The 26,066-nt window shown below is 45.3% G+C and carries 23 protein-coding genes; 10 read left to right on the top strand and 13 right to left on the bottom strand.

Annotated elements, in window-relative coordinates; genetic code table 11:
• Positions 1-79 precede the first annotated feature (79 nt).
• The gene (locus AS194_RS08785) at positions 80-1,099 is read left to right on the top strand and encodes an adenosine kinase (RefSeq protein ID WP_058025136.1); all 1,020 of its coding nucleotides are present in this window, start codon (positions 80-82) and stop codon (positions 1,097-1,099) included.
• A 115-nt stretch (positions 1,100-1,214) separates the two neighbouring features.
• On the opposite strand, the gene AS194_RS08780 is transcribed toward AS194_RS08785, so the two are convergent.
• Together AS194_RS08780 and nfuA are read right to left on the bottom strand one after the other, a co-directional pair.
• Positions 1,215-2,525 carry an O-acetylhomoserine aminocarboxypropyltransferase/cysteine synthase family protein gene (locus AS194_RS08780; RefSeq protein WP_058025135.1) on the bottom strand — a complete coding sequence of 437 codons (1,311 nt, stop codon included), beginning with the start codon at positions 2,523-2,525 and terminating at the stop codon, positions 1,215-1,217.
• Between the two features lie 230 nt (positions 2,526-2,755).
• Positions 2,756-3,418, bottom strand: coding sequence for a Fe-S biogenesis protein NfuA (gene nfuA / locus AS194_RS08775; RefSeq protein WP_058025134.1), 663 nt, complete (start codon positions 3,416-3,418; stop codon positions 2,756-2,758).
• Positions 3,419-3,906: 488 nt separating this feature from the next.
• Here nfuA and AS194_RS08770 point away from each other — a divergent pair, with 488 nt between their 5' ends.
• The 3 genes from AS194_RS08770 (at position 3,907) to AS194_RS08760 (ending at position 7,373) form a co-directional block, all read left to right on the top strand.
• A complete protein-coding gene (locus tag AS194_RS08770; protein WP_058025133.1) occupies positions 3,907-4,974 on the top strand; it encodes a bifunctional nicotinamide-nucleotide adenylyltransferase/Nudix hydroxylase in 1,068 nt (355 codons plus the stop codon).
• 165 nt (positions 4,975-5,139) lie between these two features.
• Complete coding sequence (locus tag AS194_RS08765; protein WP_058025132.1) at positions 5,140-6,537, top strand: nicotinate phosphoribosyltransferase; 1,398 nt, start codon at positions 5,140-5,142, stop codon at positions 6,535-6,537.
• Positions 6,531-7,373, top strand: a complete 843-nt coding sequence (locus AS194_RS08760; protein ID WP_058025131.1) for an SGNH/GDSL hydrolase family protein — start codon at positions 6,531-6,533, stop codon at positions 7,371-7,373. Before AS194_RS08765 ends, AS194_RS08760 begins: the two co-directional genes overlap by 7 nt.
• A 96-nt stretch (positions 7,374-7,469) precedes the next feature.
• Here the strand turns inward: AS194_RS08760 and AS194_RS08755 are convergent, their stop codons facing one another.
• Positions 7,470-7,748 carry a type B 50S ribosomal protein L31 gene (locus AS194_RS08755; RefSeq protein ID WP_058025130.1) on the bottom strand — a complete coding sequence of 93 codons (279 nt, stop codon included), beginning with the start codon at positions 7,746-7,748 and terminating at the stop codon, positions 7,470-7,472.
• A gap of 492 nt (positions 7,749-8,240) precedes the next feature.
• Between AS194_RS08755 and AS194_RS08750 the strand changes: the two genes are divergently transcribed.
• A complete protein-coding gene (locus tag AS194_RS08750; protein ID WP_058025129.1) occupies positions 8,241-8,846 on the top strand; it encodes a YceI family protein in 606 nt (201 codons plus the stop codon).
• 96 nt (positions 8,847-8,942) lie between these two features.
• On the opposite strand, the gene AS194_RS08745 is transcribed toward AS194_RS08750, so the two are convergent.
• On the bottom strand, positions 8,943-9,377 hold the full coding sequence (locus AS194_RS08745; protein ID WP_058025140.1) for a hypothetical protein: 435 nt from the start codon (positions 9,375-9,377) through the stop codon (positions 8,943-8,945).
• 515 nt (positions 9,378-9,892) lie between these two features.
• Between AS194_RS08745 and AS194_RS08740 the strand changes: the two genes are divergently transcribed.
• The gene (locus AS194_RS08740; protein WP_227511618.1) at positions 9,893-11,521 is read left to right on the top strand and encodes an FAD-dependent oxidoreductase; all 1,629 of its coding nucleotides are present in this window, start codon (positions 9,893-9,895) and stop codon (positions 11,519-11,521) included.
• Between the two features lie 137 nt (positions 11,522-11,658).
• On the opposite strand, the gene AS194_RS08735 is transcribed toward AS194_RS08740, so the two are convergent.
• The gene (locus tag AS194_RS08735) at positions 11,659-12,342 is read right to left on the bottom strand and encodes a TIGR00730 family Rossman fold protein (RefSeq protein ID WP_058025128.1); all 684 of its coding nucleotides are present in this window, start codon (positions 12,340-12,342) and stop codon (positions 11,659-11,661) included.
• 304 nt (positions 12,343-12,646) lie between these two features.
• On the opposite strand from AS194_RS08735, the gene AS194_RS08730 reads away from it, so the two are divergent.
• On the top strand, positions 12,647-13,612 hold the full coding sequence (locus AS194_RS08730) for an alpha/beta fold hydrolase (protein ID WP_083499647.1): 966 nt from the start codon (positions 12,647-12,649) through the stop codon (positions 13,610-13,612).
• Positions 13,613-13,697: 85 nt separating this feature from the next.
• On the opposite strand, the gene AS194_RS08725 is transcribed toward AS194_RS08730, so the two are convergent.
• A complete protein-coding gene (locus AS194_RS08725; protein WP_227511617.1) occupies positions 13,698-14,426 on the bottom strand; it encodes a putative quorum-sensing-regulated virulence factor in 729 nt (242 codons plus the stop codon).
• Positions 14,427-14,622: 196 nt separating this feature from the next.
• Here AS194_RS08725 and AS194_RS08720 point away from each other — a divergent pair, with 196 nt between their 5' ends.
• Positions 14,623-15,213 carry a M23 family metallopeptidase gene (locus AS194_RS08720; protein WP_058025127.1) on the top strand — a complete coding sequence of 197 codons (591 nt, stop codon included), beginning with the start codon at positions 14,623-14,625 and terminating at the stop codon, positions 15,211-15,213.
• A gap of 67 nt (positions 15,214-15,280) precedes the next feature.
• Here AS194_RS08720 and phoR read toward each other — a convergent pair whose 3' ends face one another.
• From phoR to dtd, 3 genes are all read right to left on the bottom strand, one after another.
• Complete coding sequence (gene phoR, locus AS194_RS08715) at positions 15,281-16,396, bottom strand: phosphate regulon sensor histidine kinase PhoR (RefSeq protein WP_058025126.1); 1,116 nt, start codon at positions 16,394-16,396, stop codon at positions 15,281-15,283.
• Between the two features lie 92 nt (positions 16,397-16,488).
• Positions 16,489-17,193 (bottom strand): phosphate regulon transcriptional regulator PhoB, encoded by a 705-nt coding sequence (gene phoB, locus AS194_RS08710; RefSeq protein ID WP_058025125.1) that lies wholly within the window; start codon positions 17,191-17,193, stop codon positions 16,489-16,491.
• 112 nt (positions 17,194-17,305) lie between these two features.
• On the bottom strand, positions 17,306-17,758 hold the full coding sequence (dtd, locus tag AS194_RS08705; protein ID WP_058025124.1) for a D-aminoacyl-tRNA deacylase: 453 nt from the start codon (positions 17,756-17,758) through the stop codon (positions 17,306-17,308).
• A gap of 129 nt (positions 17,759-17,887) precedes the next feature.
• Between dtd and asd the strand changes: the two genes are divergently transcribed.
• On the top strand, positions 17,888-18,721 hold the full coding sequence (gene asd, locus AS194_RS08700; RefSeq protein ID WP_058025123.1) for an archaetidylserine decarboxylase: 834 nt from the start codon (positions 17,888-17,890) through the stop codon (positions 18,719-18,721).
• 91 nt (positions 18,722-18,812) lie between these two features.
• Here asd and AS194_RS08695 read toward each other — a convergent pair whose 3' ends face one another.
• From AS194_RS08695 to fadB, 4 genes are all read right to left on the bottom strand, one after another.
• Positions 18,813-19,442 carry an HD domain-containing protein gene (locus AS194_RS08695; protein WP_058025122.1) on the bottom strand — a complete coding sequence of 210 codons (630 nt, stop codon included), beginning with the start codon at positions 19,440-19,442 and terminating at the stop codon, positions 18,813-18,815.
• A 130-nt stretch (positions 19,443-19,572) separates the two neighbouring features.
• The gene (locus AS194_RS08690; RefSeq protein ID WP_058025121.1) at positions 19,573-20,148 is read right to left on the bottom strand and encodes an isochorismatase family protein; all 576 of its coding nucleotides are present in this window, start codon (positions 20,146-20,148) and stop codon (positions 19,573-19,575) included.
• Between the two features lie 284 nt (positions 20,149-20,432).
• Entirely contained in the window at positions 20,433-21,605 is a 1,173-nt protein-coding gene (gene fadA, locus AS194_RS08685) for an acetyl-CoA C-acyltransferase FadA (protein WP_058025120.1), read from the bottom strand.
• A 236-nt stretch (positions 21,606-21,841) separates the two neighbouring features.
• Positions 21,842-24,001, bottom strand: coding sequence for a fatty acid oxidation complex subunit alpha FadB (gene fadB, locus AS194_RS08680; RefSeq protein WP_058025119.1), 2,160 nt, complete (start codon positions 23,999-24,001; stop codon positions 21,842-21,844).
• Positions 24,002-24,807: 806 nt separating this feature from the next.
• On the opposite strand from fadB, the gene AS194_RS08675 reads away from it, so the two are divergent.
• Entirely contained in the window at positions 24,808-25,902 is a 1,095-nt protein-coding gene (locus tag AS194_RS08675; protein ID WP_058025118.1) for a polyprenyl synthetase family protein, read from the top strand.
• Positions 25,903-26,066 lie beyond the last annotated feature (164 nt).

The raw sequence follows: 26,066 nt of genomic DNA, 5'->3' as shown, positions 1-26,066 counted from the left end.
TTTGCGAATGTTCAACACGCCCTAGTTTTTAACAATAAAAAAGATAACCGTTTATAAATTAATTGAAGAGAGGTAAGCAATGTACGATGTAATGGCGATAGGTAATGCGTTGGTTGATCACGAGTATGTGCTGTCAGATGCGGCACTAGAAGAGACCGAGCTGACCAAAGGTAATATGACATTAGCAGAGTTTGAGGAGCAGCAGCAACTACTGGCTTACTTTAAGTTGGCTGAGATTGAGCCATCAAAACAAGCCGGCGGTGGCTCAGCAGCCAATACAATGTTTACCTTTGCTAGCCTCGGCGGTAAGCCGTTTTATGCTTGCCGCGTCGGTGATGACGATCAAGGGGCGTTTTACCTCAGAGACTTGCACGAAGCAGGCGTCGCAACCTCAGACAAATCTATCCATGAAGGCGGTGTGACCGGCTCCTGCGTGGTCGCTGTCACCGAAGATGGCGAGCGTACCATGCAGACCTATCTTGGCACCTCAAGCGAAATCGCAGCTGACAATGTTGATTTTGACGCGTTGACGCAAGCAGACTGGCTATATTTAGAAGGCTATTTGGCCATGTCTGAAAGCATCCAACCAGCAATGACGCAACTGCGCCAACAAGCCGGTATTCATAATGCAAAAATTGCCGTGAGTTTTGCGGATCCTGCTGTAGTGAAATTTGCCAAAGACGGCCTGCTTAACATGCTCGGCAATAAAGTCGCCGTGATATTCTGTAATAGCGAAGAAGCCAAGCTATTCACCGATAAAAAACAAGTCAAAGCCGCTGCCCGTGCCCTGCTTGAGCATTGCCAAACAGCGGTCGTCACTGATGGTGCCAACGGTGCGGTCATTACCCACAAACCTGATGAAGAATCGGAGATTGAAGTTTACGACGTGGCAACGCCAGCAGTAACGAGTGTCATCGATACCAACGGCGCAGGTGATAACTACGCGGGTGCCTTCTTGTATGCGCTATCGCAGCATTATAGCTTGCCAGAGTGTGGACGTCTTGCCAGCGAAATATCGTCACAAGTCATCCAGCAGTTTGGACCACGTCTTGCCTCGCAGGATTACCGAGATATTGCTCAGCGTGTCCTATCTGCTTAAATGCTGAATATGTATATTTAACGCAAATAAAAAGCCCATATCAAGTCGATATGGGCTTTTTTGTTTATAGATTATAATCACTCAAATAATTTTCCTAAATGAGCACGCTTTTATATTAAGCAGTAGCTAATGCTTGCGCAAGATCGGTTTTGATGTCTTCAATATGCTCGATACCAATAGACAAACGTACCATATCTTCACTAACGCCAGCTTGCTCAAGCTCCTGCCCATTTAACTGACGATGCGTCGTCGAGGCAGGATGACAGGCCAATGACTTGGCGTCACCGATATTCACTAAGCGCGTAATCAGCTGTAGCGCATCGATAAAGCGCGACCCTGCCTCCAAACCGCCTTTTACGCCAAAGGTCAAAATAGCAGAAGGCGTGCCTTTCATGTACTTTTGGGCAAGCTCATGCTCAGGATGGTCAGACAGGCCTGCATACTTTACCCAAGCGACCTTGTCCTGGTCACGTAAGTATTCTGCAACCGCTTGTGCGTTCTGTACATGACGCTCCATCCGTAGACTCAGCGTTTGCATCCCTTGTAAAATACTGAAAGCATTGAGCGGACTAAGCGCCGCGCCCGTATTGCGTAGCGGTGCGACACGAGCACGCGCGATGAAGGCAGGCGCGCCCACGTCTTTGACAAAGTTCACGCCGTGATAACTAGCATCTGGCGTGTTCAGTAATGGGAAACGCTCAGGATAATCGCCCCACGCAAACGTACCACTATCGATAATCGCACCACCAATCGACGTCCCCGTACCGCTCATATACTTAGTCAATGAATGCACCACAATGTCCGCACCAAACTCAAACGGACGACAAAGCGCAGGGGTCGCAACGGTATTGTCGATCACTACTGGTACACCATATTCGTGAGCGATATCACTGAGCGCCTGAATATCTACGATATTACCCAGTGGATTACCGATACTCTCGGCAAAGACCATTTTAGTCTTATCATCGATTAAATCACGAATGGCTTCTGGGTTTTTGTGGTCAAAAAAGCGCACCTCGATACCTTGACGCGGCAATGCATGCGCAAACAAATTGTAAGTACCGCCATATAGCGTCGATACGGCGACGATATTGTCACCTGCTTCACAAATGGTCTGGATCGCATAAGTGATAGCAGCCATACCAGAGGCGACCGCAAGCGCACCGATACCACCTTCAAGCGCAGCAACGCGCTCTTCTAGCACCGCATTGGTCGGGTTCATAATACGCGTATAGATATTGCCCGCGACCTTTAGATCAAACAGATCAGCACCATGCTGAGTGTTATCAAACGCATAGGAGCTGGTATGGTAGATAGGTACGGCGACGGATTTGGTGGTCGGCTCCACGCTATAGCCAGCATGAATCGCCAAGGTCTCAAGACGCTGGTTGTTCTTTAATTCTTGGGCTGCTTGTTCATCACTCATCGTACATTCCTTTGTATGGATCAAATGTATTGATCAAGATTTACTGATTCAAGAGTTCGCGTTTAAAAACTATCTCAAAAAGCTGTCTGCTAAATCATAGCAATAAAAAAAGCTGAGTTCATCATAACTCAGCTTCTTTATTAAGAGAATAGCAAAATACTAATTGTTTAATGACAAACATGCATAAGCGTTTTTATAACCGCTATGCTGCTTTTATTGGTTTTTTGCATTTATTTATAATAAGCATTTTCTGTGCGCGTATGGTCGGTATCATCAACCACTTGCGTCAGCTCTGGTATTTGCTGCTTAAGCTGTACTTCAACGCCTTGACGCAGTGTCATATCAACAGCTGAACAGCCTTGGCAACCACCGCCAAATTTCAAGACCGCGGTCAGGCCAATACCTTCTTCTTCAATCAATTCAAGCAACTGTACGTCACCGCCATGCGCTGCCAAGCCAGGGTTAATCTCTGACTGTAAGACATAGTTAATACGCTCTTCGACGCTCGCATCAGCGCCCACTTTGGGTACTTTAGAGTTTGGCGCGCGGAAGGTCAGCTGACCACCAAAACGATCTTTATTGTAATCGATGACCGCATCTTCTAAATAAGGCACCGAGGCCGCTTCGATAAAGGCTGAAAAATCATCATAGGTCAAACACAAATCAGCGCTGTCTTCTTCGCCTGGTTGGTTATAAGCCATGCAGCACTCTGCGCGCGGCGTGCCTGGATGCTCAACGAAGATACGCACACCGATACCATCAGTGTCTTGCTTGGCTAACAAGTCTGCCAAATAGCCTTGAGCAGACTCAGTGATGGTGATATTGCTTTTTGCTTCAACTTGCTCAGTATCTAATGCTGACTCATAGTCAGCGGCTTGATTTTGCTCACTCATAATGTTTCCTATGCATTGTGACACAAGCGCAATATCTATTATGGCGACCGTGTCGTGAATTTGAATTTTTCAAAATTTTTATGGCTTATATCAGTTTGCAAGCCATCAGTGCTTGAGGTTTATTATTGTAATGCACTGGCAGCAATAGTCATAAAATTTAATCCGTCTATAATGGCCATTATACCTGAAACAAGGAGTAATTCCGACCGCGCTACTGTGAATTGAACCGTGACCGCTGCAAATGGTTGTCATTGGTTTTTTCAATGGCACTACAAGTCAGTAGATTAGGCATTGTTTATATAATGACCGATAAGCTACCCTCTATATAAAGACAGCTGCATTATTTATCAAGCAGACTAAATACAAATAATGCCTACTAAGGATACACCCCTAAACATCTTTCCACTTGTCAGAAAGTCACAGGCTGTGTCAGTATTAGCGTCATTAATTTTTTATCAATAAAAATAAGTTGTAGGAAATTGGCGTCTATGAGTGAATTATCAGAGCAAGCTTCAGATAAGCAAAACCCCGAGCGAAAAAACAGCACACACTACCGTTATTTGGTTTTTATCGGGCGTTTCCAGCCGTTTCATTGTGGGCACAAGGCAGTCATTGACGAAGCGCTCAAACGCTCTGATGAAGTGATTATGCTGATTGGTTCGGCCAATCTACCACGCAGCTTACGTAATCCGTTTAGCGTCGCTGAACGCGCGGCGATGATCAAGGGCGCTTACTCAGCAGAAGACGCCTCTCGTATCCATTGCGTCGGTCTAGACGATGCACTATACAACGATACGCGCTGGCTACAATACGTCCAAGCAGGTGTAAAATCAGTCACGGGTGATTTGCTGACGGATATTGGTCTGATTGGTCACTCAAAAGACAGCTCATCATATTACTTATCACTGTTCCCTAACTGGGCATCGGTGTCAGTACCCAATTATCATAATCTATCAGCCACGCCTATTCGCGACAGCTATCTGATGGGCGCTACGCCAACGCCTGAGCGCACGCCTGAGTCAACGCGCAGCGTCCTCGATGCATTCAAAAAAACGGACGATTATCATCAGCTGCATGAAGAAGCGGACTTTATTGATAAATACAAAAGACAGTGGCAATCTGCCCCCTATCCACCAACCTTCATGACGGCTGATGCGTTGATTGTACAGTCGGGGCACATCTTACTAGTCGAGCGACGTAGTATGCCAGGACGCGGATTGTGGGCACTACCGGGTGGTTTTTTAAACCCAAAAGAGACGCTATTTGACGCTTGTATTCGCGAGCTGCGTGAAGAGACACGCCTGAAAGTGCCTGAGCCCGTATTGCGTGGTTCTTGCCACAGTCAGCATACCTTTGATGACCCGTATCGTTCAGCACGCGGACGCACCATTACCCAAGCCTTTTACTTCCAGCTCAAAAACGACCCAAAAGGGTTGCCAAAAGTAAAAGGCGGTGATGATGCGACCAAAGCATTTTGGCTACCATTGGCAGAGCTTGATGCCAAAATGATGTTTGAAGATCATTATGCGATTATTACCAAAATGGTTGGGTTGTAGTTTTTCGTTATTGGACAGATGAGCAGGTCATGGTCAAATCAACCCTCACTGATATCTACACAATGTATTTTTTAACTTTTTATACCAGTGCCGATAGACGGCACTCAACCGCCGCCACTGTTCTTTCAAAGCAGCTGCGGCAGCTCAAAGCAGAGGAGTTCTGTGATGTACACCAGTAATCTAAACAATTTAATCTTAAATAGTGACAGCTATAAAACCTCACATTGGGTGCAATATCCAAGTGGTAGTGAGTATCTGTCCAGCTACATTGAAGCGCGCAAAGGCGACTATGATGTGGTGTTCTTTGGTCTGCAGGCCTTTATCAAAGAGTACCTAAGCACTCCTATCACGTATCAAGATATCGACGAAGCCGAAAAAGTGATTAAAGCGCATGGCTTAACCTTTAATCGTGCGGGCTGGGAGCACTTGATTGAAAAACACAACGGCTATTTGCCACTGCGTATTCAAGCCATTCCTGAGGGCAGCATCGCTCCGGCATCAAATGTAGTCTGCCAAGTTATCAACACTGATCCTGAGTTTTATTGGCTACCAAGCTATATCGAAACAGCGCTATTACGCGCGATTTGGTATCCGTCAACGGTCGCTAGTGTCTCTCGCTATTGCAAAGAGATTATCCGTCAAGCGCTAGAAAAGTCAGCGAACAATACAGAGTCGCTACCTTTTCGCTTACATGACTTTGGCGCGCGCGGTGCGTCGAGTCAGGAGACGGTTGCCCTTGGCAGCTTGGCGCATTTGGTCAACTTTGCTGGTACCGATTCAATGACAGCACTTATTGCGGCCAGTCGCTGGTATCAGATGGGTAATGACATGCCTGCCTTCTCCATTCCAGCGGCGGAGCACAGCACAATGACCGCATGGGGACGTGATGATGAGAAAGCGGCTTTTCATAATATGATTAAGCAGTTCGGCGGCGAAGATAAGGCTTTTTCAGTTGTGTCTGACAGTTACGACCTATGGAATGCGATCGATAATATATGGGGCGATGCCTTAAAAGATGAGGTCGAAAATATGGGTGGCACTTTGGTCATTCGACCAGACAGTGGCGAGCCGACTAAAGTCGTCCGTGAAGCGCTAGAGCGTTTGGCGGTGAAGTTTGGCACGACGGTAAACAGCAAAGGCTATAAAGTTCTACCTGATTATGTGCGCATCATCCAAGGCGATGGCATCAGCTCACAAAGCTTAAGCAAAATTATTGACGTGATAATCAAAGCAGGCTTTAGCATAGAAAACGTGACATTTGGTATGGGCGGTGGTCTATTGCAGCAAGTCAACCGTGACACCATGAGCTGGGCGATGAAATCGAGCGCTATCTGTATCGATGGCACATGGAAAGATATTTATAAAGACCCTATCACCAGCCGCTCAAAACGATCGAAAAAAGGACGATTGGCACTGGTACAAGATGGCAATGGCCAGATCAAAACCATAAAAGAGCAGGCATTGGGTAGACCATCAGACAACCTATTACGCGATGTCTATGTTGATGGTCAATTATTGATTGAGGACAGTCTCACGATTATTAGGGAACGTGCAGGATGGTAGATACTAATAAACTAACATCTATCGCAAAAGATGTATTATTTGCGCCTGTTTATCTTTATCAGGGTCGTAAAATCAAGCGTGAAACCGTTCGTTTGCCGGAGCCAAACGGCGAAAGACACGGTATGGTTGAGCTATCAAAAGCAGATGATGGACTGTCATCTAAAAGCCAAGAGACGCTCAATTTGATGGTCGTGGGCGACTCAGCAGCAGCAGGTGTTGGCAGTCAGACTCAGCAAGAAGCGCTGGTTGGTAAGCTGATTCCGATATTGGAACAGAATGCCGTTATTCGATCGAACTTTGCACAGCTCAATTGGTCATTACAAGCGACGACTGGTCATACTAGCTTTGATATTTTGCGCAGATTATATGTCCTCCCTACTCCTGACCAACCTATCGATGTGATGCTTCTGAGCGTTGGGGTCAACGATACGACGTCCAATGTCTCTGTGCATCAATGGCAGCAGCAAATTGAAGATACCATTGATATTGCGCAGCGTAAATTTGGCGTACGCGAGTTGATTTTTTTGAGCTTACCACCGATGGCGCAGATGCCTGCGATTCCCTCCCCACTCAATAATTTTGTTGGGGCAAAGGCCTCAATACTTGATGAGATATTGCAAAAAGTCTGCGCTGCTCATGACGGTGTCAACTATATGGCAACTGACTTTGCACGCATGATAAAAGAGCATGGCAATGGTCAGCCTATTGATATTGCCGTGATGTTCGCCAGTGATGGATTTCATCCGAGTAGCCTGATGTATGGTTATTGGGCACAGCAGATCGTAGAGAACATGACCCAACTGTTAGACTCACCCACCGCTCAGACAGATTGCTAAAAACACGCAAGTATTGATCTATCGACACAAAAAAACCGCTGAATCATCAGCGGTTTTTTATTACTTAGCAAAACACATTTACACCATAGGTATAAATTATTCAGCAGCGTCAGCAGCTTTCTTGCTACGGCCACCAAATGCACCAAAGCGTTTGTTGAAGCTTGCAACACGGCCTTCAGTAGAGGTTTTACGTTGCTCACCAGTATAGAATGGATGCGACGCACTTGAGATATCAAGTGGGTAGTATGGGTATTCTTTACCTTCGTATTCGCGAGTCGCTTTAGTCTTAGCCGTTGAACGAGTTAAGAAGTACACGTCAGCATTGGTGTCATGGAACAAAACTTCTTGGTAATCAGGATGGATATCTTTACGCATAATAAACTCTCTAGGTCCGATGTATGTATGGCAATTTGCGTCAACATCATGAGCGATGTCTCAAGCAAACGAAAACATACGTAACTGAGGCACTAAGGACATTATAAGTATGGCAACTGCGTCACTGGCTTATTCCAGCACAAAGCACCACTCTTCTGCTCACTTAGCCTTTCCCCAGCGGGAAAATTAAACCGCGATTTTAACGGTTTTTGTCACTCAACGCAAGCCGCAGTTGTGATAGAGATATGTGATAAGTTGTCACCAATACACAAATAGTGTTGAGATATGTAGAGGAACCTATTACAATAATTTGGTTAGTTTAATTAATCAATTGTATAGATATCTGTAGTTAAGCTAACGAGCTTTAGCTTTTCTTTGCCATTTATCTATCGAACATTTATGCGATATGGCTAGTCAGTTTTCTACAAAAAATATCGCACTCTTTGTTCATCGGTAAGCACAACTTCCCTAACACTAAATAAGGACTATTCAATGATAGACACTACCATCAAAACCACTACTAAGGCACTATTAATCAGCTCAGCACTTGCTATCACGACTATGGCAAGCGCTGCTCTACCAACTCAGTGGCAACTAGATAATTCACATACTCGTGTCGGTTTCTCTGTTGAGCATATGGGATTTTCTACGGTTATGGGGCACTTTAGTGATGTCGACGGCACTGTACAGTTCGATCTAAAAAACCCAAATCAAACTCAATTTAACTTTGTTGTAGATACAGACAGTATTGATACTGGTTGGGAAGCCCGTGACAAGCATCTGAAAACCGACGAGTTTTTCAATGTTGAGAAGTACCCTACCATGAGCTTTAAATCCACTCAGGTTAACTTTATCAATCCACAACAAGCAAAAGTCACTGGCGACTTTACTTTACTTGGTCAAACCAAACCATTAACACTTAACCTAACGCTAAAGAAAATCGATAACAGTCCTTTGACCAAAGAACCTGTGGTTGGCTTCCGTGCAACAGGTAACATCGATCGTACAGCGTATGGCATGGATGCATACTCGCAAGGCGTTACCACCAATGTGCCTATTCAGATAGATGGTGAGTTGGTAGAGAAAAAGTCAAAATAGACGTCATTCGCTATTAATCGCTTTTACTAGCAACAACAAAAAAGCAGCCTCCATAATAGGGCTGCTTTTTTTGTCCAACAATAGCGTTATAAGATACTATTTGGTTGGGATAACATGCCAAACGTCAAATTTGTCATCACCATCTTTATCGCCCATTTTTGTATCATTAGCATAGAAGTATAATGGTTTACCATTCATCGCCCATTGATACTTACCATCTTCACGCTTGAACGCCGCAAACTGACCAGAAGGTTTTGCATTGCTTGGTGCTTGGAAGATTGGCCAAACAACCTGACAGGCGGCGCCGCAGTCTGACTTATTCATCGAATCTTTGTCATACGTATAAAGCGTCATGTGATTCGTTGCATCTACCAATACGCCATTTTTGCTAGCGATAGGGGCCGTATTGTTATTGGTTGCTTGGACTTCGTGCGTGCCTGACATGTCATTTCCAACAACACTTTTTAGCGTCGTACAACCGGTCAGTGCTAATACGCCAGTTAGTGCAGATAACATCATGATATTTTTCATAGCAACTTCCTTGTCATTTTGATAATTGTAATAATAAATTTTATGAGCCGTTTTTATTTTTTGATGTGAAAGCGATAAAAACAAAGCTTTGATCTCATTTGAGCGAAATAAATATAACATACAGTTTTTGGCGATAATGGCCGTCAATATACAAACTTACAAAAGTGGCTGAATCTTACAAAATGCTTAAACACAGGCCTTCTTGGCTACAGAAAGCTGACCTTATCCCCATTCTCCAGATGTTGCACTCGACCTCGCCTATTAGAAACTGCCTAAGGCCACCTCACCTCGTTGACAAAACTCATGCATCTACTTACGTATTTGTCATCATATTGTCTGTAGTTCTTCGTAAAATGAACTTATAGAAATGAAGTATTACTACACAATAGAAAATACCTCTGTTGTGGCTTATAAATAAATATTGAACTTAGCGACCTTTGCACGCATATCAATAGTTACAAGACATTTAACGATTACACCGAGCATGGCCTGATGCAAATGCTACTAAGGATATAATGACGACAATGACTCAGTCTTCTAATAAAAATCACGCTCATTCTGTCAAACAAGATGATTCTTCTAAGGTGCTGTCTTATGGAGATCATCAAAACTCGCCAATCAAACGTCCTACTAAACGCGTCGGCATTTTGGGCGGCGGTACTGCAGGCTCAACGATTGCCATTCGCCTTGCCGCACTAGGGCTTGAGACTTATTTGTTTGAGAAGAAAAAATCACTCATTGATGGCCCACCAATGTGTCATTTGCATGCTGGTGGCAACTTGTACCGCGAGATACCTGATGAAGATTGTGTGGCGCTCCTCAAGCAATGTATTGACATATTACGTCTCTATCCTTATACCATCGATGTTCGTCCTACTGTATTTGCGGTCCCGACACGCGATGAAGGACTGCCTGAAGACTTGCTGCCGCGTTTGGATATTTTGACAGAAGCTTATCAAGAGCTTATCGAGCAGGATGTCAACAATAAAGTACTTGGCGAACCTGAGGATTACTATCAGCTCTATAGCCATGAGCAGTTGCTTGAGTTGTCTGAGCGTGAGCAAGTTGAAGTACCAAGTACGGTTGATGAGTGGATGATACCCGTTGCCAAATACTTAGACTTAAATAAGGTAAAATTTCCACTGATTGTCGTACAAGAATATGGCTGGAATATCTTTCGCTTGGCGGCTTCTGCGCAGTTGGCGCTTGAAGAATATGATCATGCCCATGTCTTTACTGACACCACAGTACAAAAAGTAGTCCCTGTGGATTGTGAAAACTGCACCAATGCCGATCACCATGTTACCAAATGGCGCATTGACTATCAGCAAGCAAACGACTCTCAAGCTGAATCTATCGAAGTCGATTATTTGGTCAATGCTTGCGGTTTTCGCACTGGTGTCATCGATGACATGGTCGGTGTTGAAGTCACGCGCATGGTCGAGTTTAAATCCTCTTATGTCACCCATTGGGGCGATGCAGGTGGACAGATACCTGAGATTATTGTTTATGGTCAACGAGGTACGCCCGAAGGCATGGCGCAGTTAACCCCCTATCCGGGTGGGTATTTTCAGATACATGGCATGAGTAAAGCCATTACCTTATTTGATGACGGTCTGGTCGCATCTAGCTCAGACAGCGCTCAGCCTAAACTACCACAGCAATACGTACACTATATCGAGGATGGCTGGGACAAAGCGCCGCTACAAGCGCGTAGCCAGCAGGCGATTGAATATGTGGCTGAGTTTGTACCGACGTTCAATAGTGCACGCACTGTTGGCAATGCGCTATATGGTGGGCAGCAAATTCCTGGAGAAGATGATACGTTGCGAGTGGCTGACGTAAGCTTGTATTCTAATATACGTTACGCTCGTGCAGAAAATGTCAAAGCATCTTCGACTTTGATCGCCTCTGATCAGATAGTGAATGAGCTGACGACGCTCGGATTGATACAGAACGATACGCCAATGAATCGTAGCCGCTACGCACACGAATGGTCGTACTTGACACATAACGATGGTCTGGCTGTTGATAAGGTTGCACGTGTACTCGCTGAGCAGCGTGGATTTCCAATAGCAATGGCAGATGTCAATCACAGTATTCGTGAAGCAGCACTGGATGATCTCTCACCCGCTGGTGTATAGCAAGTATTAGTCATTTCTAGCGTTTACGGTTAACTTTATGAATATAAAACTGACTATACAAAAGGAGCGGACAACCAATAATCGGTTATCTGCTCCTTTTTTACGTGACTGCTTTTAATTGCTCGATTTTATAAAGCTTAGCTGTTGCTACCAGCCATTTTTTCTGTATCTACATGATCATTGATAGTCACGACGGTCTGTAGCATCTCGATTGCCTCGCCAATCGTATTGCACACCACCAAACGATCTAAATCTTGCTGCTTCATAAACCCTTGCTCGGTGGTATATTTTAGATGCTCAATCATACGGTCATAAAAACCATTGATATTGAGAATAATCATTGGCTTTTCATGTTGATACAGCTGACGCCATGTGGCGATTTCCATAATTTCTTCTAGTGTGCCCAGTCCGCCCGGCAAGGTAATAAAGGCATCAGCATACTCTGCCATAACGGTCTTACGCGTGTGCATGGTATCGGTCAAATGTAAGCGAGTCAGCTGCTCATGAGCGATTTCGTGCTTGAGCATAAAGGTTGGAATGACGCCTACCGCCTCAGCGCCGCCTTTGATGACCTCATCTGCGACCGCGCCCATGAGACCAATGCTAGCACCGCCATATACCAATCCCATACCATTATCTGCCAACGCACTGCCAAGCTCGCGTGCTGCCTGCTCATACACATCATTGTTGCCCAAGCGTGAACCGCAATATACGGCCACTAGCGGCATCGTTAGTGTTGATTTATCCACGGCTTTTTCTATATTGGTGATGTCTTTGCTCGTGATTACATCATAAGTATCATCGTTGATTTTCATTTGCATATAGTTTCCTTAATTTATCGATCATTTTTTATTGAGTGTTTGTTATTAGTAAAGGTCAAATACCACACGTTTCATTTATAGTGTTATGCACGCCATTTATAGAATGAGTTCAACCAAGTCATACAAAACTTGAAAGTCATATTTGAGTACCTGTCTCGCTAGTATTTATCTTAACATAAGCAATGCTACCACATAGTCACAACGATTTATCACTACGCAACAACTACATTTTAAAGATGGGAATTGGTGACTCATCGCAGTTTAATAATCACTATCTACTCATAAAAAACATGAAGGTATCACAATGGATAATCACAACGCTGTTTCTGCCGCAGAGTATGCAGAAAGTATTATTAACAATCCTTTGATTAGTCCTAATATTGCTGATGGAGCAACCAATATCGACACGTACTCGTTGAGCATCATGACCGATCGCAATCAGGCATTGGCAGCCACTGTCTATCGCCCTAAAGAGGGAATGACAAAAGCGATTATGATCGCGCCCGCCACAGGAATCAGACGTCATTTTTATCATAGCTTTGCTATCTATTTAGCAGAGAGCGGCTTTGGCGTACTGACTTTTGATAATGAAGGGATTGGTGAGTCGCTTTCGACCAATCTGGCAAAGTGTGATGCTTCGCTCATAAGTTGGGGGCGACACGATATGCCTGCCGTGCTTGATGCGCTGCAAGATGAGTTTCCTGAGGCGTCTTATCACCTTATCGGTCATAGCGCAGGAGGGCAGCTTATCGGTTTGATGCCAAATTATCAGGAGATTACGTCCGTATTCAATGTCGCGTGCTCTTCAGGCCGTATCAAAAACATGGGCATGCCTTATAAGCTCAAAGCCATGGGATTTATGGACGCCTTTATCCCATTATCAAACTTAACCTTAGGGTACACACCATCAGACAAATTCGGCATGGGCGAGCCACTACCGCGCGGTGTGGCTCGTCAATGGCGTGAATGGTGTAATGGCGCAGGCTATATCAAGACTGCTTTTGGTAAAAGTATACACACCCATTTTTACGATGCACTCAGCATGCCAGCATTGTGGCTTGGCTTTAGTGATGATGATATTGCCAATAGCGAAAACATGGATGACATGATACGCGTATTTACGAACATGCCCGTCGAAAAGCGGTTTTTAAATCCTGAAGATTTCGGATTAAATCATATCGGTCACATGCGCTACTTTAGCAGTAAAACCAATGCTAAAGCGCCAGAGCTGTGGCAAATGGCAGTAGATTGGTTTAGTAAAGGTGAATAGCGTTGTTCATCCATCAGTATAAGAGGCCGTCGCGACTGATATCATTTATTTGTATCAATACACAAAGTCGGTAAATGCGCTTTTATTACTTAGCATTGTTTGTTTTTTCTGCTTCTATCCGCTTCTTTAGGGCAGAATACAGTGACGGCTGCATATTATGAATATTGCCTATCATCCATTTAACATAGCTGATAGGCACCTCTTTGATTGGCTTACCTTTATGCTTGCCAAATGGCATCTTGCTCACAGGCGTCGCTTTATTTGAGATAGCATGTGCTGCTGCAAAATCGGTCGGCGCAATCTCTAAACGCTCGCAGCAGGCTTGGTAAAGTAGATAACACATCCGTGCATCCCCTAGCGCGTCATGAGCGGCAATCGTCATCGTGCTCGCCTCGCCCTTACCCAATAATTGCTCGATACACTTAGACTGACCATAAGCGCGCCACTCTGGAAAGGCAGCACGCGCGAGTCTCACAGTACAAATCAGCTTAGCAGAAGGGCTGCCAATCACTCGCCAATCAAAGCGTACATTATGACCAATCAAATACTCTGGCAGCTCAAACTGATCCAACTCAAAACGCTCAAGACCAGCCACGTCAGCATCAGTAATACCATGCACCTTGATGACGGCAGGGGATATAGAGCGGCCGCTATTGAAGTACTTCATCCATTCAAATCCAGTTGCCACGTTGATCGTCGCCACTTGAATGGGTCTCGGATCACGGCCTTGATCGGTTTCAGTATCGATGACAAGCGCTGTTTCAGCCATAGTAGCCGTATCTGTCATGTCAGCGGTGTTCAAAGCATCATTCATAAAAAATTAACCATCCATAGCACCATCATCGCTCAACCGAAGCGTTAAGTAGATAAAGTTATATTTGCTGTGCTTGTATTTAACCCCACCTGTATTTATGGGGATAAAAGCCATAGATAACAATGCTATACATACCTTAGCAGATAGGGCTTTTATAATATTAGTTCATATAATATAAAACAGATAAGAGACATCAATGCTAGCAGATGGAAAAAACCAACCACCGAAGCCTTCTTTGGTCAGCCGCATATTGAGCGTTCTGATTAGGGCAGTTGTATTGATAGGATTCTTATTTGTCTTTGATAAGCTGCTACCCAGCATTAGCGAGCAGACCCAATCATTTGTGGTCGCCAAGTGGCAACAGCTGAGTCTATTACAGCAAGAGCTGCCTACAGAAAACAGTCTCCCCAGTCCACTGCCAGAGAAAAACCTGACGGACACTTGGGGTGCGGCACGCAGTCAAGGGCGCTCACATGAAGGCATCGATATCTTTGCAGAACGTGGCACGCCGATACAGTCAACCACGCAGGGAATTGTGAGTAAGGTTGGTGAGAATAACTTGGGTGGGCGCGTGGTCGTCGTGGTAGGGCCTGGCGGTGCTGGTCATTATTACGCGCATCTAGAAGACTATGCCGATATTGCGCCCAATGATTGGGTCAATCAGGGCGATATTATCGGCTATGTGGGTGATAGCGGTAACGCAAAAGGGACACCGCCACATGTACATTACGGTATTTATATCAATGGCAGTGCCGTCAACCCTTACCCGCTTTTGCAAAAAGACTAGGTATACTAAATTAGTCATGCTAAATAAATCCGCATGACGAGTCTAACAATATGGGGCAATGCCTTCACTAACTTGTCGCAGCCGACCTTACATACGCGGCTGGAAATACTACGCTAAATGTCGACCCCTCTCCCTCTACTGAATCTATCTGTAGCTGCGCCTCATGCTGGTGCAAGACATGCTTTACAATAGCCAGTCCTAATCCTGTACCACCTGTGGCCCGGCTACGACCTTTGTCGATACGATAAAAGCGTTCTGTCAGACGGGTAATATGCTCTGGTGCGATACCCAGTCCATCGTCCTCGACAGCAAATCGGCACCCATCCGATGTCCGTGTCCAACTGATCGTAATATTGCCACCTTTTGGTGTATATTTAATGGCATTGATGACCAGATTGGACAGCGCACTGATCAAGTACACCTCTGACCCATATAACCCATCATAAGTATCGATGTGCAAATGAATGGTGTGCTTGTATGCTTGGTTATAGGCCTGCGCATCGTCATAGATATTGGTGAGCAGTTTGGTCATATCGACATCATTGAACTCATGCGTCTCTTCGATTTCAATCTTGGAGAGCAGCAGTAAGTCATTTACGATTCGATTCATACGCGCTGTTTGCTGGGTCATCAGCTCAAAACCGCGACGCCACTGCGGCGGCATGTCTGGTTGGTGAGAGAAGTTCTCCAAATAGCCCATCATCACTGTCAGCGGTGTGCGTAGCTCATGAGAGACATTCGCCACGAAGTCTTGGCGCATTTGCTCTAAATGCTGTACGCGGGTCACATCATAAATAAACAATAGCTTCTCGTCACCAAAAGGCGTGAGCTCACACTTTAGATAACGACTGGGATCGCGCCACGATTCTATATGGACACCATCATTCGGCAGGGTGGTGTTTTGATAGTACTGGCGAAACTCGGGCACAATGATAAAGTCAAACACACTTTGGCCTTTGTCAGCTGGCTGCAGTGACAAGAGATCCTGCGCCGCCTGATTCCACCACTCTAACCCATCATCTTCATTCAGTAAGATGACCGCATCTCGCAATGCTCGCAGCGCACTTCTGATTTTCTCTAATTGCTCCGCCGCATTTTGGCTAGCGATTTGTGCTGGCGCATCTTGCTGGTCATTATTATAGTTATGGTCTTTTTTCTTTTTTGCTGGCGCTATCTTGTTCATCTCTTATCCTTACCACTATCCGCTATTTTATTTATTGTTATGGTGGCATTGTTCATACAAGATCAAGTTATCAAAAATCAACTTATATAAGATTAGCTTGGCTCAATAAGACTAGAGAACCGATAACCTGTACCGCGCACCGTTTGTATCAATGTATCACAATCATAAGGGCGCAATAGTTTACGTAGACGCTTGATATGTACATCAATGGTTCGATCTTCGATATAAACGTTACCGCCCCAAACCTGATCGAGCAGCTGCGTTCTTGTGTAAGCGCGCTCTGGGTGACTCATAAAAAATGCTAATAAGCGATATTCTGTTGGGCCGACCTCGATGACTTTTCCTGCGGCTGTCACGCGCTGGCTTTTGGTATCGAGACTCAGCTGACCAATTTCGATAGGCTTGTCGCTACTCATCGCGCTACTACGGCGCAAGACCGCTTTGATTCTGGAAATCAGCTCGCGCGTCGAAAAAGGCTTGGTCATGTAATCATCTGCACCTGCATCGAGGCCGTGAACCTTGCTGTCTTCTTCGCTTTTGGCCGTTAGCATAATGACGGGTATCTCAGAGAGCATCTCATCGCTTTTGAGCATACGACAAAAATCAACACCGCTCTTGTCTCCGGGCAACATCCAATCTAATAATATTAATGACGGTCTATGATCGACCACTTGCTGATGCGCTTCTGATACGTCAGCCGCTTGTAGGCTATCAAACCCAGCCATTTCTAGCGTCATCACAACCATTTCACGAATCGCAGGTTCATCTTCAACAATCAAAATTTTCTCATTATACATAGGACATTCTCGGTGTTAGCGGACAAAATCTAGCATATAAAAAGGCGATAAATACTCACCAGTCTCTATCTATTAAACGGATTAATTATGACAGCCTGATGACACTCTGGTGTCAGATCTCCAATAGAAAATTAAGTGGTCCATCATTGATGCTTTCAACTTGCATATCAGCGCCAAACTGACCAGTGGCTACATTTGAATACTGGGTTTTGGCATAGTCGATGAGTTGCTCGAACAGCGCTTGGGCCGCATCAGGTGCCATCGCGCCACCAAAGTCAGGGCGGCGACCTTTATCCGTTTTTGCCATCAGCGTAAATTGTGACACTAATAACAATCCGCCGCCGACTTGCTGGACGTTTTTATCCAGTTTACCAAACTTGGCAGGATCGTCGTCATTTTCAAAAATGCGATAGGTCAATATTTTGTCAATCATTCGCTTGGCGGCGGCGAAATCATCATCATGACCCAACCCAATATAGGCCAATATCCCATGATCAATTTTGCCAACACAATGCTCATCGATAGTGACGCTGGCACGGCTCACTCGTTGTATCAGTGCTTTCATTTACGACCTTCTTTATTTATAAATGGCTTACAGTTTATGGTCAGACAATAATACGCTGTCCATGATAAAATATGGCCATTAACTTGCCTATGCAATAATGACATCACATCCTATTTTGGTAGCCTTATTATGAATGTATTTACCACCTTACAACAGCTGGTACCGCAGCAAAAGCTCAGTAAAGTCGCTGGACGTTTGGCCGCCAGTCGTCATCCTTATGTCAAACGCACCTTTATCCGTGGTTTTGCCAAAGCTTATAATATCAGCCTAGATGAGTATGAGCGCCAGAGCTTCAACGCTTATGAGAGTTTTAATGACTTTTTTACCCGTGAGCTAAAAGAAGATGCTCGCACCATCGATACCACCGCAAACGGCATCGTTAGTCCTGCTGACGGTATCATCTCTCAGCTTGGGCAAATTAAAGATCATAAAATGCTACAAGCCAAAGGTCGTCACTATGACGTTGGCCAATTGCTTGCTGATAGCGAAGATGGCCGTTATTTTGCCGATGGTAGTTTTGCGACAATCTACCTAGCCCCTAGCAATTATCACCGTGTTCATATGCCATTTACTGGTACGCTGACCAAGACTCGCTATGTCCCTGGTACGCTATTTTCCGTCAACAATACCACGGCAGCTAATGTGCCGGACTTGTTTGCGCGTAATGAGCGTTTGGTCTGCATGTTTGATACCAAGTATGGCAAAGCGGCCGTTGTCATGGTAGGCGCTATGATTGTCGCTGGTATCGAAACCGTCGCCACTGGCAAAATTACCCGCACGGATGATATACAAGAAGCGGATCACGATATGCAGTTTGCGGCAGGCGAAGAGCTTGGTCGTTTTTATTTAGGATCAACGGCTATCGTAGTGTTGCCAAAAGCAGCAAAAGCCGACTGGCAAGAGACCATGAAAGCCAATAGTTTTGTAAAAATGGGTCAATTACTGGGTGTCACGAAACCGTAATTTATTTCTAATATAATAAAAAATAAAAGCCCAGTGAAGCGTATATCACAATGCTCAACTGGGCTTTTTTATACCTAGCGTTTTTATAGATTTACGCGTCGATCAACCATCCTTGCTGGGTCGCATAGTCAATATTGTGTGATAGCCATTTATGAATAGGAGCAAAGCTGTCTTGAATAAACGCATGTGCACCTGCGACTTGACTACGTGTCACTCCAAGCTCACGCCACGTTTTGCCTTCAGTATTTAAGTTGAGCAAAAATGGCAATAAGCGATCAACCACTCTGAGCAGCTGAGCCTCTTTACTACTACCCGTTTCTTGCTCCTCCCAAACCTCACTCAAATTGCCAATCCCATTGCCGCGTTCGCCTTGCAATCTGGCGATACCCGCTCGCTCCTCAACATGTGCATCATGACGCGAGTCGGCGTACAAAAACGTATCGCCCGCATCAATCTCGCCCAAATCATGTACCAGTGCCATCTTTAGCAATTGTTCATGATTGACATCCAGCTCAAACAACTCAGCGATCGACCAGCATGCCATTGCTAAGTGCCAAGAATGTTCGGCAGAGTTTTCTCTGCGATCAGTCTCAGTCACGTAACTACGGCGATTCACGCGTTTGAGCGCATCTAGCTCTAGTAAGAAATGAGTGACGTCCTCTATGTCGATAGTTGCAACGGATTTTTGATCGGTCAATGACGTCAGTGTGTTTGAAGACATATTTCTCTCTGATTTTTTGATAATTTTACACATTACGGTGTGGCTAACAACAAAATAGCGCTGATGTTATCAAGCGCTATCTCTTATAAGTCATTGGGTCAAATGACTGAGCACCCTATTATATAACCATCTATTTAATCAAATTCAGAATGGTTTTGAAGGCAGGATCTTCACTGCTACGGCACAACTCAAACAAAATGGTTTCCACTGTCGAGATTATCCCACCTGCACGGCGAATACGGCGAATGGCTTGTTTTTTGTCGTATGGAAAACGCGAGCCAACGGCATCGCCAATAATGACCGGTTGCATGCCATTGTCTAGCAAATCAAGCGCGGTCTGTAGCACACAGACGTGTGCCTCAACTCCGATAAGCAATACGGTACTACGGTTTTGCTGCGCTAAATGATGCCATGTGTCATTGTTATCGCAGGCACTAAATGTGACTTTTTCAAAGCTCTTTGCATTGTCGCCCTCCAGCACATCACGAAGCTCTGGCAAGCTATCGCCCAATCCTTTTTTATACTGCTCGTTGAGCATGATGGGGATACCAAGCGCTTGCAGTCCTTTGATTATGGTCACTGTTTTTTTGACGATATTTTCGTGATCATAAATGTACGGCGTGAGGCGTTCTTGTACATCGATAATCATCGCTTGGGTGTTTTCACGAGCAATTCGGTAAGTACGATCAGTAATCATGGTAGACATAGTACACTCCTTTTACGGCTGATATTTATTATAAAAAGCTATTTTAGAATGGTCATTATTAGAGTTGTCATCAATAACATCTTAGCTCAGCTCACCCTTATTTAGTCACAGTTTCTTGAATGCGTCAATGGAGATAATTTTCATACGTACCTGTGTGCTCTTTACTACGCCAAGCATTAACTCGCTCATTATATTCACAAAAAACCCCCAGCCATCACGGCTAGGGGTCATTATTAGAATATTTTTAATCAACAAATGTTACAAACTGGTTGCCGATTTTAAAATTAAACCCGCTCAATAATAGTGGCGATACCTTGACCAAGACCGATACACATCGTCGCTAGACCGATTTCGGTATCTGACTGCTCCATTGCATTGAGCAATGTCACTGTGATACGAGCACCTGAACATCCTAGTGGATGACCTAGAGCAATCGCGCCACCGTTGATGTTAACGATATCTTGCTTATCAGATAAATTTAGACCTTTTAATACCGATAGACCTTGAGCAGCAAAGGCTTCGTTTAGCTCGATGGTTTGCATGTCACCGATACTCATGCCAGCACGTTTCAGTGCTTTGTTGGTAGCAGGTACAGGACCATAGCCCATGATGGCTGCGTCACAACCAGCAACGGCCATACTACGGATACGGGCGCGCGGCTTGAGACCTAGATCTTTCGCTTTTTGAGCACTCATGACCAGCATCGCTGATGCACCGTCAGATAGTGCAGATGACGTTGCCGCTGTGACGGTACCGCCTTTTGGATCAAACGCTGGACGTAGTTTTTGCATTTGCTCCATGGTTGCATCTGGACGGATGACTTCATCCACGGTACATAGTTGCAAGCGACCATCAGCATCATGACCTTCGATACCGATGATTTCATTGTCAAAACGACCCTCAGTGGTTGCTGCCCATGCACGGCGATGTGACTCAAGACCAAAAGCATCTTGCTCTTCACGCGTAATGCCATTCATACGGCCTAGCATCTCAGCGGTCAAGCCCATCATATTTGAGGCTTTTGCATAGTGCTTAGAAGCGGCAGGGTTTAGATCAATACCATGCATCATGCCGACGTGACCCATGTGCTCAACGCCGCCAATGATAAACACATCACCTTGGTTGGTCATGATTTGTGCAGCTGCGGTATGTAGTGCCTGCATAGATGAGCCGCACAGACGGTTAACCGTTTGTCCACCAGCAGTCTTTGGAATACCTGCCAATAGGCCAATGTTACGACCGATGTTCATGCCTTGCTCTAAGGTCTGGTTGACACAGCCCCAGATAATATCTTCGATGTCATTGGTATCGAAGTCGTTACGTTCTACTAGCGCGCGTACCAGTTCAGCGGATATGGTATCCGCACGTACATGACGGAACATACCGTTTTTAGTTTTACCCATTGCCGAGCGCACGCCATCTACGATGACCACATCTTTTGGACTTAAAGTTGTCATACTATCTTCCTTTTCAATTTTTATTGTCAGTGTAAGTGTAGGTGGTTCACGCCAGCGTTATGATGGGATTCTCTTTCGCAAAGCATTGTGTGTTATACGCGCTGCGATTCAATGCCATGTATCACGCTGTCGTAAACCAGCTAAAACCGTACGTCCGTCATCAAAGTCTATCAACACATCCATGATTGTCTTTGTGTTGGCGGACGCACCACACTTATCCTAATACGGTATGTTCATTACTCGACTGAGTAAAAAGTCTCGCCTGCGGCTGCCATATCGCGAATCTTCTGCGGGGCTTCATAAGCTTTGCCAAGATGAGCGTACTTTTCACATAGTGCCAAGTAGTTATCTAGACCCATTTGGTCGATATAACGACAAGGACCACCGCGGAATGGCGGGAAACCGACACCCATAATCATCGCCATGTCGGCCTCGGCAGGCGTGCTCACGATGTTGTCTTCTAGGCAGCGAACGGTTTCGTTGCAGAAAGCCAGCATAGTGCGATCGATGATCGCTTGATCGTCGAATTCTTGCTTCTCACTGTCAGTCGTGGCTTTTAGTAACTCGTAAGTGGCTTCATCGGCAACTTTCTTTGGCTTACCGCGCTTGTCAGTTTCATACTTATAGAAACCTACACCGTTTTTCTGACCGAGACGCTCATTCTCATATAGATGCTGAATCGCCCCTTTATAATCAGGCTTCATGCGGTCAGGGAAACCATCCGCCATCACTTCTGCGCCATGTACACCTGTATCTAGACCGACCACGTCGATTAGGTATGCAGGGCCCATTGGCCAGCCGAATTTTTCCATGACTTTATCAACATGAGCAAAGTCAGCACCTTGCTTGAGCAATAAATCAAACGCGCCAAAGTATGGGAACAAGACACGGTTGACCAAGAAACCTGGGCAGTCATTGACCACAACAGGCACTTTGCCCATTTTGGAGGCGAGTGCTACGGTAGTCGCGATGGCTTCTTCAGAAGATTTTTCACCGCGGATAACTTCAACGAGTGGCATGCGATGTACTGGGTTGAAGAAATGCATACCCACGAAGTTTTCTGGACGCTCAAGCGCTTCTGCTAGGAACGTAATAGAGATAGTCGAGGTGTTTGATGCTAGGATGCAATCGTCTTTTACTAGCCCTTCTACTTCTTTTAGAACTGCACGCTTCACATTTGGATTTTCTACGACCGCTTCGATAACGATATCAGTCTCGCTAAAGTCACCATAGTTCAAAGTAGGACGGATGCGGCTTAAGGTTTCACCCATTTTCGCTGGGGTCATCTTCTTACGTTCAACCATTTTACCAAGCAGTTTGCTGGCTTCGCCCATACCAAGATCTAATTGCTCAGACTTGATATCTTTCATGATAATTGGCAAGCCTTTGCTGGCCGCTTGATACGCGATACCGCCACCCATGATACCAGCGCCTAGCACAGCGGCTTCATTGATATCATGTGCAAGCTTGCTGTGTTTTTTGGCCAGTTTTTTGACTAGCTGATCGTTTAAGAATAGACCAACCAAGCTCTCTGCTTGTGGCGTTTTGGCCGCTTTGGCAAAGCCAGCAGCTTCTACTTCAATCGCTTTGTCACGTGGTAGGTTGACGTGCTTTTCAATCGCTTCAATAGCAAGAGCTGGTGCTGGGTACTGCTTAGGATTGGCTTTAGCGAAAATAGCACCTTTGGCACTATTAAATGCCATAGCTTGCTCAAGCTGGTTTAGCTTAACAGGAGCCAGTTTTTCTTCACGTTTTGCTTGCCAATCAAGCTCACCTGAGATACATTTTTTGACCAAATCAATGGCTGCATCTTGCAAGTCGTCAGCTGGTACGGTTGCATCAACCAAGCCGAGTTTTAGCGCATCAAGTGGTTTTTTTGGTGTGCCAGTGGCGATAAGCTCAAGCGCGTTATCGATACCAATGATACGCGTACTACGAACCGTACCACCGAAGCCTGGGAAGATACCTAGCTGAGTTTCTGGTAGACCGATAATCGCTTTGTCACTCATGACGCGGTATTCACAAACCAAGGTCATCTCACAGCCGCCGCCCATTGCCGCGCCATTGATGGCAGCCACTTTCGGGAATGGCAAATCTTCAAAACGATTGAAAGCGTCATTGACATGAACGACCCAATCTTTGATCTCGCTTTCTGATTTTTTGAAAGAAGCCACAAACTCTGTGATATCAGCCCCAGCGATAAATACGCCTTTGCCTGAAGTGACGATAAGACCTTTGACGTCGTCCGCTTTTTCTAAAGCAGTAACGGCTTCACCAAACTGCTTGTTGGTTTCGGCATCAAATTTGTTCACGCTCTCATTTTCGGCGTTGTAGTGCATGTTGGCGATGCCATCCTCTAGCATTGTCACCGTGATGCGATTTCCTTGGTATACCATTTGAAACTCCTTTCTATATAACGAAAGCTACGTTTTGAATTAAAATAAATAGCCAGTTACTGTTAGTAAAATGGGTAATAGCACTGTGCGCCGCCTTCAAGACAAACATCGTCATAAAGACAAACACATAGAGGGCGCATCAGTGAAGGTGTCTTTATTATCCAGCGCACATGATTTGATACTTATTTTGACGTCTCTTGTACCCCATCACACGGCGCTTCATTTATATGTTGCAAATACCGCTATTAAAATACTGACTGAGACATGGTCTAACACTGACAATTGCTGAATTAATACGCTCAGTAAAAACCCATTACGGTCAACATCAGACCATTTTCACGTCAATTAGTGTAGGGGATTATGCCCCCAACTGTCACAAGCTAATGCCATACTCGCAAGTCACTCTTAAATCACCTGTAGGCATTTACCTTATGCGCAAAGTGTTTTAGTGAATACTTGTATACTGAGCTGCTATTTTGAATGTATTCCGTCTTGCTCGTCTTTACGGTCTACCATCTCAAGTGTGATAAACCGTTGGTGTAGCCCAATTAATATAACTTACTTAGCTTGCGCTTTTATCAGACCATATTCAACCAGCAAGTGACATCAGCGATGCGTAACCAAGACTTGTTGTAAGATTACGATTGTACTGCCTCGTTTTTGGATAAATCAGAGCTATAAAATGCAAAAAACAAACGATTGATACCGTGTCTCACACGAGCAATATGGCCTATCATGCTACACTAATACCGTTTTTACCTTGTCCTTAATAAGTTTTCATTGTATCCCTGATAAATGGTTGGATTATGACGGTTTCCCTTACTTCTAGCGCTACCTCTTCTGGCTTTGCCCCTTTTAACGCTATTTCTTTTCAAAGCACTGAGCAATTTCATGGTGCTGTGCGCGCGCAACTGGCAAAAGATATTGAGGTCTTATTTGCTTATGCCAAGCTGCCTAGTCCACTGGTAGATGCCTGTCGTTATGTCATGACTGGACAAGGTAAATTGGTGCGCCCATTGATGGTCGCCAGTGCTTTTGCCAGTATTAATAGCGGTAATAGTGAACGTACAGACGAGCGCAATGACGACATCGACATGCTCAATGCTGATCTAGACTCATTGCTAGAAAATGACTCAGACTATGATATGTCGCGCCGTGCTGCATTGGCCGTAGAGCTACTACATACCTATTCGTTGGTGCATGATGATTTGCCATGTATGGATGATGACGAGCTGCGCCGTGGGCAACCGACTGCTCATATTGCCTTTGATGAAGCGACGGCACTGCTAGCAGGAGATGTATTGCAGACGCTCGCGTTTGAAGTATTGACCGCGGAAATGCCAACCTTTGCGCCATTCGATGCGCATATTGCAAGTCAGCTATTGGCCATATTTGCCCCGCGCGCACGTCGCATGGTATCTGGGCAAATGCTGGATCTCAATGCCGAAGCCAGTGCCAGTATCGCGCAGGATGATTTAGAAGCCATCCACCGTGATAAAACAGGGGCATTGATAGAAGCGGCGATGCTCATGGGCGGCGTCTGTGCCGGCGCAACGGCGCCACAGCGCATGGCATTGCAAGAGTGCGCCCAATATATCGGTCTTGCCTTTCAAGTCCAAGACGACGTGCTAGACGTCACCATGACGACTGATACGCTTGGCAAGCCTGCTGGCAGCGATGAAAAACTAGACAAATCTACCTATGTCAAACTGATGGGGGTCGATGAGGCAACGAGCTACGCCCAGTCTTTATTCATTGAGGGACGCGCGGCCATCTCTCGTGAGCTGATCCGTGCTGAGCCAAGCGATGATGAGATACCTAGTAGCACTGACGATAATGTCGATACCCATAACGATGCACTACTGGCACTAATTGAATGGCTCTGGTCGCGTAAAAAATAGCGCAGCAAAATTTATCTTTTAAACGGCAGTGAGTGGTCAACATGGACAGTAACCCTACCCCGCGCATTTACCTCGGCACTGGTGGCTATAGCGACACTGACTTGCTCGGTACGCTGTACCCACAAGGCACCAAAAAGACCGACTTTTTACGTGAGTACGCTAAG

It is taken from the genome of Psychrobacter piscatorii, from assembly GCF_001444505.1.
In the GTDB taxonomy this organism is placed as follows: domain Bacteria; phylum Pseudomonadota; class Gammaproteobacteria; order Pseudomonadales; family Moraxellaceae; genus Psychrobacter; species Psychrobacter piscatorii_B.
Note: the sequence above shows the minus strand (reverse complement) of the source record. Positions and strands in the feature narration are given on the sequence as shown.

Coding starts and splice junctions, on each gene's coding strand:
- AS194_RS08755 (WP_058025130.1), bottom strand. CDS start 7,748: ATGCGTAAAGATATCCATCCTGATTACCAAGAAGTTTTGTTCCATGAC.
- AS194_RS08745 (WP_058025140.1), bottom strand. CDS start 9,377: ATGAAAAATATCATGATGTTATCTGCACTAACTGGCGTATTAGCACTG.
- AS194_RS08750 (WP_058025129.1), top strand. CDS start 8,241: ATGATAGACACTACCATCAAAACCACTACTAAGGCACTATTAATCAGC.
- AS194_RS08735 (WP_058025128.1), bottom strand. CDS start 12,342: ATGCAAATGAAAATCAACGATGATACTTATGATGTAATCACGAGCAAA.
- AS194_RS08720 (WP_058025127.1), top strand. CDS start 14,623: ATGCTAGCAGATGGAAAAAACCAACCACCGAAGCCTTCTTTGGTCAGC.
- phoR (WP_058025126.1), bottom strand. CDS start 16,396: ATGAACAAGATAGCGCCAGCAAAAAAGAAAAAAGACCATAACTATAAT.
- asd (WP_058025123.1), top strand. CDS start 17,888: ATGAATGTATTTACCACCTTACAACAGCTGGTACCGCAGCAAAAGCTC.
- AS194_RS08690 (WP_058025121.1), bottom strand. CDS start 20,148: ATGTCTACCATGATTACTGATCGTACTTACCGAATTGCTCGTGAAAAC.
- AS194_RS08730 (WP_083499647.1), top strand. CDS start 12,647: ATGGATAATCACAACGCTGTTTCTGCCGCAGAGTATGCAGAAAGTATT.
- nfuA (WP_058025134.1), bottom strand. CDS start 3,418: ATGAGTGAGCAAAATCAAGCCGCTGACTATGAGTCAGCATTAGATACT.
- AS194_RS08740 (WP_227511618.1), top strand. CDS start 9,893: ATGACGACAATGACTCAGTCTTCTAATAAAAATCACGCTCATTCTGTC.
- AS194_RS08785 (WP_058025136.1), top strand. CDS start 80: ATGTACGATGTAATGGCGATAGGTAATGCGTTGGTTGATCACGAGTAT.
- fadA (WP_058025120.1), bottom strand. CDS start 21,605: ATGACAACTTTAAGTCCAAAAGATGTGGTCATCGTAGATGGCGTGCGC.
- fadB (WP_058025119.1), bottom strand. CDS start 24,001: ATGGTATACCAAGGAAATCGCATCACGGTGACAATGCTAGAGGATGGC.
- AS194_RS08725 (WP_227511617.1), bottom strand. CDS start 14,426: ATGAATGATGCTTTGAACACCGCTGACATGACAGATACGGCTACTATG.
- AS194_RS08770 (WP_058025133.1), top strand. CDS start 3,907: ATGAGTGAATTATCAGAGCAAGCTTCAGATAAGCAAAACCCCGAGCGA.
- AS194_RS08695 (WP_058025122.1), bottom strand. CDS start 19,442: ATGTCTTCAAACACACTGACGTCATTGACCGATCAAAAATCCGTTGCA.
- AS194_RS08780 (WP_058025135.1), bottom strand. CDS start 2,525: ATGAGTGATGAACAAGCAGCCCAAGAATTAAAGAACAACCAGCGTCTT.
- AS194_RS08675 (WP_058025118.1), top strand. CDS start 24,808: ATGACGGTTTCCCTTACTTCTAGCGCTACCTCTTCTGGCTTTGCCCCT.
- AS194_RS08760 (WP_058025131.1), top strand. CDS start 6,531: ATGGTAGATACTAATAAACTAACATCTATCGCAAAAGATGTATTATTT.
- phoB (WP_058025125.1), bottom strand. CDS start 17,193: ATGTATAATGAGAAAATTTTGATTGTTGAAGATGAACCTGCGATTCGT.
- AS194_RS08765 (WP_058025132.1), top strand. CDS start 5,140: ATGTACACCAGTAATCTAAACAATTTAATCTTAAATAGTGACAGCTAT.
- dtd (WP_058025124.1), bottom strand. CDS start 17,758: ATGAAAGCACTGATACAACGAGTGAGCCGTGCCAGCGTCACTATCGAT.